General features: G+C 38.2%; 21 protein-coding genes. 7 read left to right on the top strand and 14 right to left on the bottom strand.

Annotation, left to right across the window (positions count from 1 at the left end; translation table 11 throughout):
- Nucleotides 1–123: 123 nt before the first annotated feature.
- The 6 genes from tpx to LCX93_RS00575 all read right to left on the bottom strand — a co-directional run bounded on the left by tpx (nt 124) and on the right by LCX93_RS00575 (nt 5,524).
- Nucleotides 124–630, bottom strand: a complete 507-nt coding sequence (gene tpx / locus LCX93_RS00600; RefSeq protein WP_193150928.1) for a thiol peroxidase — start codon at nt 628–630, stop codon at nt 124–126.
- Between the two features lie 149 nt (nt 631–779).
- Nucleotides 780–1,757, bottom strand: coding sequence for a tRNA (adenosine(37)-N6)-threonylcarbamoyltransferase complex transferase subunit TsaD (tsaD, locus tag LCX93_RS00595; protein WP_226067083.1), 978 nt, complete (start codon nt 1,755–1,757; stop codon nt 780–782).
- Nucleotides 1,754–2,827 carry a 1-deoxy-D-xylulose-5-phosphate reductoisomerase gene (gene dxr, locus LCX93_RS00590; RefSeq protein ID WP_226067073.1) on the bottom strand — a complete coding sequence of 358 codons (1,074 nt, stop codon included), beginning with the start codon at nt 2,825–2,827 and terminating at the stop codon, nt 1,754–1,756. Before dxr ends, tsaD begins: the two co-directional genes overlap by 4 nt.
- The gene (locus tag LCX93_RS00585) at nt 2,828–3,583 is read right to left on the bottom strand and encodes a phosphatidate cytidylyltransferase (RefSeq protein ID WP_226067071.1); all 756 of its coding nucleotides are present in this window, start codon (nt 3,581–3,583) and stop codon (nt 2,828–2,830) included. It lies immediately after the preceding gene.
- 40 nt (nt 3,584–3,623) lie between these two features.
- A complete protein-coding gene (locus LCX93_RS00580; protein ID WP_226067069.1) occupies nt 3,624–3,944 on the bottom strand; it encodes a hypothetical protein in 321 nt (106 codons plus the stop codon).
- A gap of 251 nt (nt 3,945–4,195) precedes the next feature.
- Nucleotides 4,196–5,524, bottom strand: coding sequence for an NFACT RNA binding domain-containing protein (locus LCX93_RS00575; protein WP_226067067.1), 1,329 nt, complete (start codon nt 5,522–5,524; stop codon nt 4,196–4,198).
- 49 nt (nt 5,525–5,573) lie between these two features.
- On the opposite strand from LCX93_RS00575, the gene LCX93_RS00570 reads away from it, so the two are divergent.
- The 7 genes from LCX93_RS00570 to LCX93_RS00540 all read left to right on the top strand — a co-directional run bounded on the left by LCX93_RS00570 (nt 5,574) and on the right by LCX93_RS00540 (nt 11,572).
- Nucleotides 5,574–5,723, top strand: coding sequence for a hypothetical protein (locus LCX93_RS00570; protein WP_226067065.1), 150 nt, complete (start codon nt 5,574–5,576; stop codon nt 5,721–5,723).
- Nucleotides 5,724–5,899: 176 nt separating this feature from the next.
- Complete coding sequence (locus LCX93_RS00565; protein WP_226067063.1) at nt 5,900–7,822, top strand: TonB-dependent receptor; 1,923 nt, start codon at nt 5,900–5,902, stop codon at nt 7,820–7,822.
- Nucleotides 7,823–7,834: 12 nt separating this feature from the next.
- A complete protein-coding gene (locus tag LCX93_RS00560; RefSeq protein ID WP_226067061.1) occupies nt 7,835–8,653 on the top strand; it encodes an ABC transporter substrate-binding protein in 819 nt (272 codons plus the stop codon).
- Nucleotides 8,646–9,371 carry an ABC transporter ATP-binding protein gene (locus tag LCX93_RS00555; RefSeq protein WP_226067059.1) on the top strand — a complete coding sequence of 242 codons (726 nt, stop codon included), beginning with the start codon at nt 8,646–8,648 and terminating at the stop codon, nt 9,369–9,371. The genes LCX93_RS00560 and LCX93_RS00555 overlap by 8 nt, the downstream gene beginning before the upstream one ends.
- Nucleotides 9,364–10,332, top strand: coding sequence for a FecCD family ABC transporter permease (locus tag LCX93_RS00550; RefSeq protein ID WP_226067057.1), 969 nt, complete (start codon nt 9,364–9,366; stop codon nt 10,330–10,332). The genes LCX93_RS00555 and LCX93_RS00550 overlap by 8 nt, the downstream gene beginning before the upstream one ends.
- A 13-nt stretch (nt 10,333–10,345) precedes the next feature.
- Nucleotides 10,346–10,771 (top strand): hypothetical protein, encoded by a 426-nt coding sequence (locus LCX93_RS00545; RefSeq protein WP_226067055.1) that lies wholly within the window; start codon nt 10,346–10,348, stop codon nt 10,769–10,771.
- Nucleotides 10,772–11,572, top strand: coding sequence for a phosphotransferase (locus tag LCX93_RS00540; protein WP_226067054.1), 801 nt, complete (start codon nt 10,772–10,774; stop codon nt 11,570–11,572).
- A 41-nt stretch (nt 11,573–11,613) separates the two neighbouring features.
- On the opposite strand, the gene LCX93_RS00535 is transcribed toward LCX93_RS00540, so the two are convergent.
- From LCX93_RS00535 to LCX93_RS00510, 8 genes are all read right to left on the bottom strand, one after another.
- The gene (locus tag LCX93_RS00535) at nt 11,614–11,835 is read right to left on the bottom strand and encodes an excalibur calcium-binding domain-containing protein (RefSeq protein WP_226067052.1); all 222 of its coding nucleotides are present in this window, start codon (nt 11,833–11,835) and stop codon (nt 11,614–11,616) included.
- A 51-nt stretch (nt 11,836–11,886) separates the two neighbouring features.
- Entirely contained in the window at nt 11,887–12,258 is a 372-nt protein-coding gene (locus LCX93_RS00530; protein ID WP_226067050.1) for a helix-turn-helix domain-containing protein, read from the bottom strand.
- 35 nt (nt 12,259–12,293) lie between these two features.
- The gene (locus tag LCX93_RS12665; protein ID WP_502988715.1) at nt 12,294–12,413 is read right to left on the bottom strand and encodes a type II toxin-antitoxin system HigB family toxin; all 120 of its coding nucleotides are present in this window, start codon (nt 12,411–12,413) and stop codon (nt 12,294–12,296) included.
- Nucleotides 12,414–12,539: 126 nt separating this feature from the next.
- Nucleotides 12,540–12,728: a type II toxin-antitoxin system BrnA family antitoxin gene (gene brnA, locus LCX93_RS12660; RefSeq protein ID WP_502988720.1), complete on the bottom strand. Its 189-nt coding sequence runs from the start codon at nt 12,726–12,728 to the stop codon at nt 12,540–12,542.
- A 282-nt stretch (nt 12,729–13,010) separates the two neighbouring features.
- Nucleotides 13,011–13,277: a hypothetical protein gene (locus LCX93_RS00525; RefSeq protein WP_226067048.1), complete on the bottom strand. Its 267-nt coding sequence runs from the start codon at nt 13,275–13,277 to the stop codon at nt 13,011–13,013.
- On the bottom strand, nt 13,270–13,569 hold the full coding sequence (locus tag LCX93_RS00520; protein ID WP_226067046.1) for a BrnT family toxin: 300 nt from the start codon (nt 13,567–13,569) through the stop codon (nt 13,270–13,272). The genes LCX93_RS00525 and LCX93_RS00520 overlap by 8 nt, the downstream gene beginning before the upstream one ends.
- Before the next feature lie 146 nt (nt 13,570–13,715).
- Entirely contained in the window at nt 13,716–13,961 is a 246-nt protein-coding gene (gene brnA, locus LCX93_RS00515; RefSeq protein ID WP_226067044.1) for a type II toxin-antitoxin system BrnA family antitoxin, read from the bottom strand.
- Complete coding sequence (locus tag LCX93_RS00510; protein WP_226067042.1) at nt 13,951–14,211, bottom strand: BrnT family toxin; 261 nt, start codon at nt 14,209–14,211, stop codon at nt 13,951–13,953. The genes brnA (LCX93_RS00515) and LCX93_RS00510 overlap by 11 nt, the downstream gene beginning before the upstream one ends.
- Nucleotides 14,212–14,414: the final 203 nt, after the last annotated feature.

The raw sequence follows: 14,414 nt of genomic DNA, 5'->3' as shown, positions 1-14,414 counted from the left end.
AAAATTTATTGATTAGAGAGCGTTTGCATTTTGAATAAATCAAAATGCAAACAGAAGGAGAAACAAAATAAGACTTACTCATTTTGCTTTTTTGCCACCAATGGCGGCAAGAAGAGAAACGAACTACTTTTTAGCAGCTTCTATTGCAGCATCATACTGAGGCTCTTCAGTGATTTCTGGAACGATTTCTTTGTAAGTTACGATTCCGTTTTCATCAATTACGAAGATAGCACGAGCAGTTACACCTGCAAGTGGAGAACCGCCTAAAAGTACACCGTAAGCGTTTGCAAAATCTTTGTTTCTGAAATCTGAAGCAACAGTTAATTTGTCGATTCCTTCAGCTGAACAAAAGCGTCCTGCAGCAAAAGGAAGGTCCATAGAAACAACAACAGTTTTAACACCCTCAAGTTCTGCAGCTTTTGCATTGAAGTTACGAGTTTCTGTAGCACATACACCTGTATCAAGTGAAGGAACTACGATGATAAGTTGCTTTGTACCTTGAGCACCACCAACTTTTACATCACCTAAACCCTCTGAGTTTACTACATTAACTTCAGGAGCTTTGTCCCCTACATTTACTTCATTTCCTAATAACTCTACGTCTGTACCTTTGAATTTAGTTGTTGCCATATTCAATTTCCTTTTGATTGATACTCTTTCAAGTATCTAAATTTTATATTTGGAAGTATACACTTAAAAGATTAATAATTAACTTATCTGTTATGAAAAAATTCTACTTTAAGTTAAATTTAATTAATGGCAAAGGAGCTGCCTTTAACCTACATTTTCATCCGTGGAACCACCTGTATTTCTTCCATAGAGGTAAACATGTTTTTTTTGTACATATCAACGGCAACCCGTCCTATCATAGCCGCATTGTCCGAACAGTATTGCAGCTCACTTAAAAGGAGTTTTGCGCCATAAGGTTTGAGCAGTTCTTGAATCTCTCCTCTGAGGTACAAATTTGCACTTGCCCCTCCGACTATGGCAAAGTTTTCTGGAGGATTTGTCTGAAAATACTTTTTGAGCTTGTGAATCAGATGTTTGCTTGCTATATGCTCAAAAGAGGCTGCAATGTCTTTGTAATCCTGTGGTTCTGATTTTTCAACAGCCAGCCTCACTGCATTTTTCAGCCCTGAGTAGCTAAAAGCCAGCTGCGGCGTTCGCAAAAGAGGAACAGTAAAATTGTATCTTTTTCTATCACCCTCTTTTGCAAGTTTTTCTATGGCCGGCCCACCGGGATACCCCAGTCCCATCATCTTTGCGACCTTGTCAAAACTCTCACCGAAACTGTCATCCATACTTTTTGCCACTGTAGTAATCTCACTCAGGCTTTTTACTTCCATCACTTGCGTATGCCCGCCCGAGACAAGCAGAACCGTCAAAGGAAAAAGGGTCTCTTTTTCAATAAAAAGCGAGTAGATATGCCCGATAAGATGATTGACCGCAATAAGCGGAATATCAAGCGCAATACTCACCGCTTTTGCAAGGGTAACTCCCTCTATCAGTGTAACAGCCAGTCCGGGGCTGGCAGTCACCGCAACAGCCTTGAGCTCTCTAAAATAAGGCTCACACTGCTCCAAAATCTTTGGCAATGCTTCTGCATGCAGGCGTGCTGCCAGTTCCGGAACGACACCGCCGTATACGCTGTGTTCGATTTCCTGAGAAATTTTTTTATGAAAAACGAGCCTGTTTGTTGCTATCTCTGTTACAGCGATTGCACTGTCATCACAGGAGCTTTCTATACTTAAAATCATCTGTTCTTTCCTACAAATTTTCGTACTTCTTTATCTATAAGGAATATATCGCTTACATGTAAAGGCCGGATATCATGAAAGTTTTCGTACGCATTGATAATAATTTTACTGATATCCATAAAACCTATTTTTTTGGCGATAAACATCTCAATGGCCGCCTCATTTGCCGCATTGACAACAACACCTCTTTGCGGATTTTTCAGTAAATCTTCTTTCATCTGCCAGACAGGATAACGCTGGGGACTGATTTGACGAAATTCCAGACGGCCCACCTGCACAAGATCGACATGCGGTAAAATCGCCTCATCCATTTTTTCATCCAGGGCATAGGCTATGGGTAACTGCATACTCGCATTGGCAAAATGTGCTGTAGTCGAACCGTCTTTGAAGTCTATCATCGCGTGAATCAACGACTGTGTCTCAATAATGGCATCATACTCACCCTCGCCAAAGAGCCAGCGTGCTTCGAGGAGTTCAAACATTTTGTTGACCATTGTTGCCGAATCTATTGTGATTTTTTGCCCCATTGACCAGTTTGGATGCTTTTGTGTATCTGAGAGTGTTGCCGTATGCAGCCGTGCTATATCCCAGTCACGAAAAGCCCCGCCGCTTGCTGTAATCGTCATTTTTTTTACCGGTCTCTCCTGCAACAGATACCACAACCCGAAATGCTCGCTGTCTATAGGCTGAATTTTTGATGTATCAATGAAACTGCCGCAGGCAACGAGTGACTCTTTGTTTGCCAAGGCTACTTTTTTATCACACTCTATGGCTTTGAGTGTCGGACGCAGGCCTAAAAAACCCACCAGTGCATTGACAACAAGTTTTGAATCTGCTGCTTCTATGGCATCAAGTATAGCTTCTTCGCCTGCATAAACATTACTGTGATTTACATTGTGAATATCTTCTCTGTTTGCAATAACTACAATTTTCGGATTGTGTTCTTTGATCTGTTCATTCAAAAGGCGGATATTTTTTCCGCAGGCCAAAACCTCAACGTTTATACCAAAACGTCTGGCAACCAGCAAAGCATTGACACCGATAGAACCGGTAGAGCCTAAAAGTATCAACTAGACCAGTCCGCGAAGCAGTACAAGCATGACAATCGCCCCGAAAAGGTAGCCGTCAATTCTGTCCAGTATTCCGCCATGCCCAGGAAGCAGATCACCGCTGTCTTTTACCCCGGCACGGCGTTTGAGCGACGATTCAAACAAATCGCCGAATATTGAGCTCAGAGCAACCATAAAAGAGATTACAAGTGCAATCCAAAAGTCAACAGCAAAAACACCCAAAAATGCACCGACAAATGTTGCAAGGGCGACACCGCCTATGACACCTTCAAGGGTTTTGTTCGGACTTGTCTCACAAAACTTTGTTTTTCCTATGCTTTTGCCTACAAAATAGGCACCGATATCAGTCAGAGCAACAACACCCAGCAGCCAGACAAGTGACAGTACGCCATACTCTTCATACATTGTTAAAATAAATAGCAGCCCTGCCGTCGGATAGATAAACGGCAAAAAGTCAACCCATTTCAGGTTTTTGTCATACGCCACGGCAGAGGCATAACCGACACCTGCAAGTACAAACAAATCATCCCCGTAAGGATAAAAAGCGGCTATAAGCCATAAAAGTGCGGCAAAAGGCAGAAGATTGTCTTTTTCTACACCAAAAAGCACCACAGCCTCTTTAAAAGCCAGTAAATAGACAGCGCCTAAAAACAGCCACATAACAAAAAAATTGTCTATCAGTCCGACAATCAGCACAACTACCAACAATGCTAAGCCTGTAACAATCCTCTCTTTGGAATCTCTTAAAATGCTCATAAATATCCCTGTAAATTTTCAAATGTAAGATTATATCAAATCAGACTTTAATATCTAATAGATGCAGTGGTTCGTCCGGTTCTTCATCACTCTCTTCTTCAACAATTTCATGCCCCTGGTTTTTTGGCAGATTGTTTGTTTCCTGATCTGCTTCTTCTCTTTGGTGTTCACGGTCCGGGTCTATTGCATGACTCTCTTCGGTAGGCCTGACCTCTTCTATCTCTTTTTCTTTCTCCTGCACAGCAGCCTGTGCGGCAAGATTTTGCAAATCAAAACGGACATATTGATTGCCCTGCAAAGGTGTGACGGCAGGTGTCATTTGGTTTACCAAGACTACATTTCCGATAGATCCGACACTCATACGATCCTCCTTGCTTTTGGTTCACAAAACCGGTACTGTAATGCCGGCTGTTGTTACTTCTGCACCATTCTCAGCCCACCCTAAAGGATGGGTTCCGAACTGTAGTGACTTCTCGGAATCGGTACTTCAGTGCCGACCGCTACAACCTTTCTGACACTCTCAGTTCTCACTGCAGAAAAAAATTTAGTTTTTTTCAAAAGTCATGCTTTAGCATAAAAAGTACGGGTTCCGAACTGTAGTGCCGACTGTTGCTAGGCTCTTGTATCTACTTCTATTGTCTTATACTTATTATACAACACATTTGCCCCGTTTTGTATGGCGACTTCTCGCCTTGGAGTATAATCGACCAAAAAGCGGTCTTTTGAAGTGGTACTGAATTCTACGCAGAGTCTTGCCGCTGCCAAAATAATGTTTTGCGGGAGATTTTGCTTGTCGGTGGTGATGATGACATGGGCGGAGGGGCGGTCTTTCATGTGGAGCCAGATATCTTTTGCGCGTGCATTTTTAAGCAGTTCCACATTGCCTTTTTCGTTTTTGCCAAGCTGCACCTTATAGCCTTCTATCCAAAACACTTCTATGGAGTCATTTTGCCTGACTTTTTTATTTTGCACTTTTTTGGGCAAAAGCATCTCTATTTTTGCCACATCTTTTGCCTCTTTGATTACATGTATAAAGCGTTTGAGATGTTCTATTTTAGAACGCAGCGACTCCTCTTCTATATGCAGATGTTTGGCACGTTGTTTTGCTTTTTTACTTTTGGAAAAGAACATTTCACTTATCATAAAAGGCGTGGGATAGCGTTTTTGTAATGCTATGTGCACTTTTGAACCGTCATAATCTTCCAGTTCTATTTCTCTTGCATAGGGTTTGATATTTTGCACATTTGAGAGTACCAAATTCCCCAAATGTCCATTTTCCTCTGCCTCTTTTTCCAGACTCTCCTGTGAATCAAGTTTTTCATAAAGTTTTTGCAGTTTTTGCAGTTTTTTCTCAAGCTGGGAAATTTTTTGCTTTTTGAGGTTATCAAGTTTTGCATTTTGCTCTTTTTCATATACCTCGTACAAAAATTGCTCCACATCTTCAAGCGGGTACTCTTTTGCCACAAAAGGCGCAGGCGGGACATCGAGCAGTTTTTGGCCTACTCGCACTTCTCTAAAAGAGGAAAACAGATCAACATGACGCAGTGCTTCAAGCACAACATTGTCTTCATCCAAAATAATCACATTGGTATATTTGCCTGTAAATTCTATCTGCAGATAGGTAATCTCTTCTTTGTATGCCGAAGCCAGAGAAGTTTTAATGCGTATGATTTTGTCATTGTTAAGCAGCGTTACATGTAAGACGTTTGCACGGTTGAAACGCTTGGCCAAAATAACATCAAAAGGAGCATTGTAGACCTTGGAACGCGGATACTCTTCACACTTAAAAATGCTTGAATTTGAGCGTTGCATATTAAAATAGAGGGCATCATTTTTGTCAAAAACAATTTTAATGATGCTGTCACTCACCCGAAATGCAGCAGAGATTTTTTTAAAATTTTGTAAATAATCAGTAATTTGTTTTAAATGTGAAAGTTTCATAAGAGTATTTTAGCTAAAATTTCAAAAACAAAAGAGGACTCCCAAAAATATGCCTAAAGGTTTCGGTAAAAACTACTTTACATTAGCAGCAATCCAGGCATATATATCTGTGCAAAAAATCACAGCACTTTATAGTTCTCTCAGCACACTTGACGGAAAACCTCTTAAATTAAAAATCAATTCTCCTCCTGCAAAATAACTCTACCCGGCAATTTCTCTAAAACCTAAGATACTTCTCGAAACCCAGGCCTTAGCCTTTCAAGACGCACGGCCCAGACTAAAGTCTGGGTTCCGGAAAAGATGTCAACTTAATGATATAGAGATTAAAATCTTGCTTTTGAAAAAAGCACAAACCATAAAACGCAAAGGATACATATGCAAAAAACAATACAACTTTCACTTCTGAGTGTCGCTCTATTGAGCCAGATTCATGCCCAGGAAATTACTCTTGCGCCATTAGAAATCACTGCAACTGCGATAAAAACAGATGAGTTACAGTCTACAGATGCTGTAGAGGTTTACACTGCCAAAGATATAGAAAAAGCCCATGTGCAAAATATTTATGAATTTTTAAACCAGCAGACTTCTGTAATTACAATGCCCTCTTACGGAAACCCTTTTTCTCAGAAAATTGACATGCGCGGTTTTGGGATTGGAGACGGATATGAAAATATTGTCATAAAAGTAAACGGAAGAAGATTAAACAATATCGACGGAGTGCCACAGCTTTTGGCAAGTATTTCTCCTGATGCGATTGAGAGAATAGAAATCATCAAAGCAGGCGGTATTGTTGAGGCTGGAGACGGTGCAAATGCCGGTGTTATCAATATAATAACAAAAAAAACAGACCGTACGCAGGTGGGGTTCTATGCAGGAAGCTACAATACTTTTGACGGAACTTTCAACATAGGGCATATCGACGATAAACTTTCCTACAATCTCAATGGAGAAGTTCAAAAGCACGGAGGTATTCGATATATTGACAACAATGGCAACAAGGCTGAAAATAAATTTTCAAATTTCAGTTTTGACATCGCCTACCAGGCACTTGAAAATTTAGAACTCAGAGCAAATGCCCTGACATCAAATATAGATGTCTGGTATGCAAGCAGTCTGACACTGGACCAATACAATGAAGATCCGACACAAAAAAGCAACTCTTTTTTCGCAGGTGTCCATCAAAAAGCCAGCAGTGATGTCATCGGAACAGGTCTTACCTATGATGTTACAGATACGCTCTCTTTAGATATGAACTACAATCATGAGTATAAAACTTCAAACTACATTACCTATAGCAGTGAATTTGCATACAGCTACAACTCGGCAGATACTGTTTTAAAGTATATCAAAGAGAACTATGAAGTTATCGGAGGAGGCTATTTGTTTGACGGTACAAGAAAAGCTTCTACAAATCGAACAACCAAGAAAAATCAGGCTGCATTTGTCAAAACAAACATCTATCTAGGAGCAACAACACTCAAAGCCGGGTACCGATACGAAAAAGTTTCCTATAAATATGCTCCGTCTGCAGGAAACATACTCAGTCAGGATGACACATTGCACGGTATAGAACTTGGATACAACTATATGCTTGACAAGGAACAATCACTGTTTTTTAATTATGCAAAAGGGTATCAGGCACCAAATATCGATCGTTTCTTTAATTATGGTGGAACGTTTAACCAGTTTATCAAACCGTCAAAGTCCAACAGTTATACACTCGGTTACAACAAAATAACAACGACCAATAAACTTAAATTATCAATATATTATATTGGTATGAATGATGAAATCTACTACTATGCGGATCCAACCTATGTAAATTCAAAAAATACAAATATTGACAAATCACATAAATACGGTTTTGATTTGTATGACAAATACCTTCTTTCGAAAAAATTCAATGTAATTTTTAACTATAATTATGTGAAAGCAATTATAGATGATGAAATCGAAAACGGCGAAGACTATTCAGGAAATGAATTGCCGGGTGTCAGCAACCACAACATCAAAGCAACGCTCAACTATCTGCCAAACGAACATACAACAATTGCCCTTACTGAAGTTTATCGCTCGTCAGCCTATGCCGCCAATGATTTTAACAACAACTTTGCACAAAAACAGGAAGCATACACAAGTACGGATCTTTCCTGTACCTATGCAAAAAAAGATTACGAAATTTTTGTTAAAATAAACAATCTTTTTAATCAAAAAAACGGTTTATGGATTAGAGATGATGCCATTTACCCTGTAAACTTTACGACAACGGCTATTTTTGGCTTTAATCTAAAATACTAAAAGGAAGGACCCGTGAGTATAAAAATTTTTCTCCTTATCTCCTTTTTTATACTCAATCTTTGGGCAAATGAGAGGGTTGTCTCTCTTAGCCCATCCATCACCGAAATCATTTACGGTCTGCATCGCGACAATCTACTTGTTGCCACAAGCAGTTATTCGCTTTATCCAAAAGCAGCACAAAAACTGCCTGTTATCGGAGGATATCAAACGCCCAACATAGAAAAAATCATAGCCCTTTCTCCTACACTTGTCGTCGGACAGACTTTCAATCAAAACACATTAAACAGACTGAAAAAATTTCATATAAAAACACTGATGCTCAGACTCAAAACCTTGTCTGACATACAAAATTCCATAAAAAAACTCGGCGAAACCCTCTCTGCGCAAGAGAACGCGAAAAAACTCAATACAAACATAACTAACGCACTAACAAACGCAAAGAAATCCAAACATCCGCACAGTGTCATGATCGTTTACGGGCTCAAAGAAGATTTGCGAAACGGCATTTATATAGCGGGGCATGACATCTTTTTTGATGACATCATCAAAGCCTGTGGCAACACAAACGCCTACACCGCACACACAACAAACCAGCCTGTTTTAAACTACGAAAATGTTATTGCTTTAAACCCGGAGCAGATTATCATTTTACATTCACATGCCACCGAGCCCAATGTCAATGTGAAAAAAGCTTTGCAAAACTGGTATGCTCTGCCAACCGAAGCCGCAAAAAACAAAAAAATTTCTGTTGTTGATGAAGATTATCTGCATATTCCCTCGCAAAGAGTGGCCTTAACCATCCAACGGCTCTGCAGGCAAATGAATGATTAAACTCAGTGCGCTTACATGTAACTATGAAAACAAAACTGTTTTTGAAAACATTTCATTGGAGACAGATACCCACCTGAGTATTCTCGGTGCAAACGGTTCGGGTAAAAGTACACTGGCAAAAGCTATCTGTTCTCTTGTTCCGTACAAAGGTGAAATAGTGATTGAAGATACAAACATACAAAGACTTTCTCTCAATGAAAAAGCAAAACTCATTACTTATATTCCTGCAAAACTCGAAATTTATGATCCGGACATATCGGTGAGCGAATTTGTGGTTTTAGGCAGATTTGCCTATAAAAAAAGTTTTTTTGACTACTCTGATGAAGATAAAAAAATTGCAAAAGAAATGCTCTCCTTTTTAAATATTTCGCATCTCGGCCGACATCTTGTCAGTGAACTCAGTTCAGGAGAACAACAGCTGACCCTCATTGCACAGGCACTCACGCAGCAAAGCAAAATCATTATTTTTGATGAACCTACGGCGAATCTCGATCCGCACAATTCAAAAATAATTGCAAATCATATAAACGAGCTCAAAAAAAAACATACTGTCATACTTATCACCCATGATCTGCATCTTGCCGCCTACATTAATACGCCTGTTCTTTTTCTAAAAAACAAATCGGCAATTTACTACGAAAAAGAGTTTTTTCATGATACTACACTTGAACAGCTTTACGGTGTCAAATTTGCATCCTTGGCGGTGAAGTATGATTAGAAAACTTATCTGGCTGGCATTGACAGCGGTATTTTTACTCTCGGCTTTTGTCGGTTCTGTTGATTTGCATTTGCAGAACATCTTCCATGCAAACTCTCTTGATGCACAAATTTTCTTTGATCTGCGTCTTCCCAGGGTACTTTTTACTTTTTTTGCAGGTGCTGTTTTGGCACTCAGCGGACTGCTGTTTCAAACGCTCTTTAGAAATGCCCTGATGACGCCTTACACTTTGGGAATATCGAGCGGAGCGGTTTTGGGTGCGGGCATTGCCATAAAACTTTCACTCGGCACTCTCCTTTTCGGTTTTGCCGCCATTTCTGTTTTTGGATTTTTTGGCGCCTTGTTCACTGTCTTTTTACTCCTGTATCTTTCCAGGTTTTTACGCCAGAGTCATGCGGAATCTCTTTTACTTTTAGGTATTGCACTTTCACTTTTTTACAGTGCCCTGTTAATGGTCATCTTCTATCTTGGCAGTGCGATGCAAAATGATATGCTCATTCGTTTTACCATGGGTTCTCTCTCCGTTATCGGCTGGCAGTATCCTCTTATCATCAGCTTTTCTGCCATCATACTCTTCGTCGCTGTTTACATGTACCGGTTTGAATTGCAGCTTCTGAGTATTTCGCAAGACCAGGCCCAACTCAAAGGAGTCAATACAAAAAAAGTCACTGTTATTTTGCTTGTCATCTCCTCTTTTGCCATCGGTACTCTTGTCAGCATCAGCGGACCTATCGGTTTTGTCGGATTAATTGTGCCTCATATTGTCCATAAACTCTATCCTGTAAACATCAGCAAAAGAATCATAAAAACAACACTCTTTGGCGGTCTTTTTTTGGTACTGAGTGATACAGTTTCACGAACACTGCAGACACAGAGCGAACTGCCTATCGGAATCATTACCGCCATTATTGGCGGACCGTTTTTTATCTATCTTATCATCTCAAGAGCGCAAAAACGCTAACAAAGGAATCTATATGGGTTATGAAACATGGGTGCAAGAACACGCAGAGGCACATAAAAAAATAATTGACAAACTCCTACAGCAGGGGCTAAACAAACAACAGATCATCGACTACTTTGATTTTGAAAACATGAAAGAAAAAGAGGTCGATTTTTGCCCGCTGTATGCCAAAAACAAAAAATGCCATGATATGGAGAGCCTCAACTGCTACCTCTGTTCCTGTCCGAATTTCCGTTTTAATGACGAGGGTTTCAAAAAAACAGAAGACAAAACACAGTTTAGTTATTGCGCCATCGAATCAAAAGACGGCAAACAGGGCATTTACGGCGAAGCAATCCATCAGGACTGTTCCGGATGCAGTGTACCACATCACAGAGCCTATGTCGAGAAACATTTTGACCTGGACTGGGCAAAGATTATGAAAGTTTGCCAGATCTAAATGGGTGTCAAAACAGAGCTTACTCTCAAACAATTATGCCAACTTTTTCCAAAGTATGATTTTAAACAAATCATCCCCACAACAAACGGCATCATGGACACAACCTACATTGTAAAAAACAGTTCTGATGCCTATATTTTAAAAAAATATGAAAGAGAAATGGGAAAGAAGGTTCAAACAGAGCAGGCGCTTTTAGAGCATCTGCTTACATGTAAGCTCAATACACCGCAGTATTTAGAAGAAAACAAAGGCTGGTACCTCTATACAAAACTCCAAGGCAGCATGCCAAAAACTACAAAACTTTTTCATATTCAAGCACTTGCAAGATTTTTGGCAGAGTTTCACAACCAGAGCAAAGACTTTACAAATGCCCGCCCTTTTTTAGCAGCCTATGAAATAAACAAGATGCTTGGCTTTGTCAAAAAAAATCATTACGCCTATTATAAAAAGCTCTCATGTGTGAAAAATATACGTCAAAAGGAGGAAGGCTTCATCCATGGAGATATCTTCAAAGACAACACCCTTTTTCATAAAAACAACATCGCCGTATTTGACTTTATAGACGGTGGGCTGGGAGAGTTTGCATTTGACACCGCCGTTGCGCTGCTCTCTTTTAATCCAAAAAACAGACAGCTTTTTACAAGAGTGTTTTTAGCAACATACAACCAAAAGAAAAAGAGAAAAATCACCCCTGCAGAGCTGCAAAAACAGCGCAACACAGCAGCAGCCTTTTATGCCCTACTGCGAATAAACCACGACAAAAAAACAAAACGTGCCAAAGAAATGTATAATGCCTCCTAAAATCTAAGGCAACAAGTCAATCGGCATCATGCAGCTTTATATTACAAGCCTTTGCACCATTGTCTCTCGCATGGAACACCATCATGATCTCCATCCATTTTGGTATTTGGACAATTATTTATAAAATAAGTCGCTTCTTCGCATGAGGTCATTTGCGAGCAATATTCTCTTCCATCACATTGGTAGTTCTCATATTCCGGAGTATCTCTTTCTTCTTCATATTGATAATCACTAGAAAACAGTGAATTAACTAAAATGAGCATTATTATGATTTTTTTCAAGAGCTTCTTCTGACCACTCTAGTTTGTTAGCATTTAAGCACAGTTAGTTTTATAATCTAAAAAAAGACTCTCTATTGGTATATGCAATTGCTTATGTAAATTTCTAATCATCTCAATAGTTAGTTTTCTTTTTTTATTTAAAATTTCAGATACTCTAGACTTACTTCCAACAATAGAAACCAAGTCTTTTTGCTTTAAACCCTCTTGTTCCATTCTAAACTTAATAGCTTCTATTGGGTCAGGTGCATCGATTTTATAATGTTGTTCTTCATAAGCCTCTACTAAAGTTGTTAACACCTCTAACTCATCCATCTCAGGCGTATTTGGTGTGGCACTCATTAAAGCTTCAATTTTCTGAAGTGCATCATTGTAGTCTTGTTCATTTTTGATTGGTTTAATATTCATCTTATAGATCCTCCATATTGACTTTATCGTATTGTTTATGTGTTCCAATTAAGTTTTAAGACCTCTTTATGCCAAGCTTCTAAAGAACTTTTAGAGTCTGTATATTTTGACTGCTCATAAAAATCTTTTAGTTTTTTCTTTGAAATTATTCTCATAGGCAAATTATAACATAGTTCCCGTTTAGAGAACTTAAATTAAGCAAGATTAAATTTTTGAGGATGCTAACGACTGAAGACAGCCAATAAATTGCCGCTGGGTAATTTATTTGTTACTTTGCTTTGTTAACTTACTTGCAAATGTCCAGTCTCTTTTTTAAGTCTTTCAGCTATCCAAACTTTAATGATAGACTGTCTTGTAACACCGATTTTCTTTGCTTCTTTGTCTAAGGATTCTATTACCCATTGAGGGAAATCAACATTTACTTTTTTAGTATCTGTTTTGAGAGCATTTGGTCTTGTCGTTTTTGAGATGAGAGCATAGCGAATTTCATTATCAACAATATTTGCAGGAATTACAAGTGTATCTTCGTCCTGCCAAAGTTTTTATGCTTTGACAAAATCTATTCCATGCTTTTGTTTATTGATTTGACTTTTATTTTCATCATACTCAAATTTCACATAAATCCTTTTATCTTCAAGTATAAAAATTATACTATTTTTGTCAAGTTTGGAAAGTTGTTGTGGAGGGGGAAGTCGAAGATAGCCAATAAATTGCCGCTAGGTAATTTATTGGCTACTCTGTTTTGTTATCTTTTATATACTCAATCTAATTTTATCAGTAGTAAATTGATGAATAAGCATCTGAATTAAATTTTGATAAGGGATAGAACTCTCTAAAGATTTTCTTTTAAGTTCATATAAATCATTTTCAGAAATTCTAATAGAAATAGCTTTTTTCTTTTGATGTTTTATGATGGATTGCAGTTGAACTCTTCTTTCATCAATATTTCCCTTAGTCTCCCACTCTCCATTCTCAACACCTGATAAAATATCAAGTTCAAATTCGTCTAAATTAGCCATTTTTGACTCCTTTTAAATATTTTTTATTCATCTTTCGTGATGGAATAATTGTTTTTAAAAATATTTCATCTTCGTTCTCAACATAAGGAACTAAGTAAACATACTCTTTTATGCGAATAAAAATGATAAAAATATCTTGATTGGGATATTTTTCTTTATTTGGATGAGAAATATCATCCAGTAAATCACCATTTTCTAATGATAAAATCACATCTTCAAAACCAATGCCTCTCTCTTTTTTCAAGAGGGAGTTCTTTTCATAGTTGTACATGATGCTTTTATTTTTAAACATTTATTCTCCGAAATATGTATATACTATGTATTCTACAATGTTTTAGAAGTTTTTGCAAGGAGATAACGGGGGCGCAGTGAGCGGATAACGTTTTTCGTGAGCAATAATTTTCCCGATAGGGTAAATTATTGGTCTCCTCGTACTTGTTATACAGCTACTTTATGATGCTCAATTTGCATAATCTTGTCAGCTAGCCAAGTTTTTATTATAGCCTGACGGCTCACACCAATATGTTTTGCTTCTTCATCAAGTTTTTTCACCATCCAAGCAGGAAAATCAATATTAATTCTTTTTGGTTCCAAGTTTGGTCTTCTTATTGTTGACATATCAAGATAATCAATGATATCTTCTTCATTATCATCAAATATTTTATCAAATTCTTCAGCTTTCATAGATTTCAATCTCCTTTTTTCTTGCTCTTCGTGCAGATATAATTCTTATATTTTCTTTACGGTATGTTGTTACTACTGCATAAATTTTTGCAGTAATCTTGCCAATAGTGATAAATCTTTCTTCATCTTCGTAAGATGTTCTAATTTCAACCATATTGTCATCATTCCAAAGAAGTTTAGCTTCTTCAAAATCAATACCGTGTTTTTGCTTATTTGATAAGCTCTTTTTTATATCATATTCAAATTTCATATAAGAAGTATATCATTTTTATATTAAATTGTAAAATTTTTGATAAGTTTCTGTGGATGTATAACGGCAGCGCGGGTGAGTGGCGACTGAATATGAAAATGTAATTTTCAGATTTGGTTGTCCACTCCTCCCGGTTGTTGTCTGATGCGGATGCAGCAGACAATAAGCGGGTGTTCAACCCGCGCTGCCGTTGTCTGAATGCG

Origin of the sequence: Sulfurimonas sp. SWIR-19, from assembly GCF_020410885.1 — a bacterium.
Taxonomy (GTDB): domain Bacteria; phylum Campylobacterota; class Campylobacteria; order Campylobacterales; family Sulfurimonadaceae; genus Sulfurimonas; species Sulfurimonas sediminis.
Note: the sequence above shows the minus strand (reverse complement) of the source record. Positions and strands in the feature narration are given on the sequence as shown.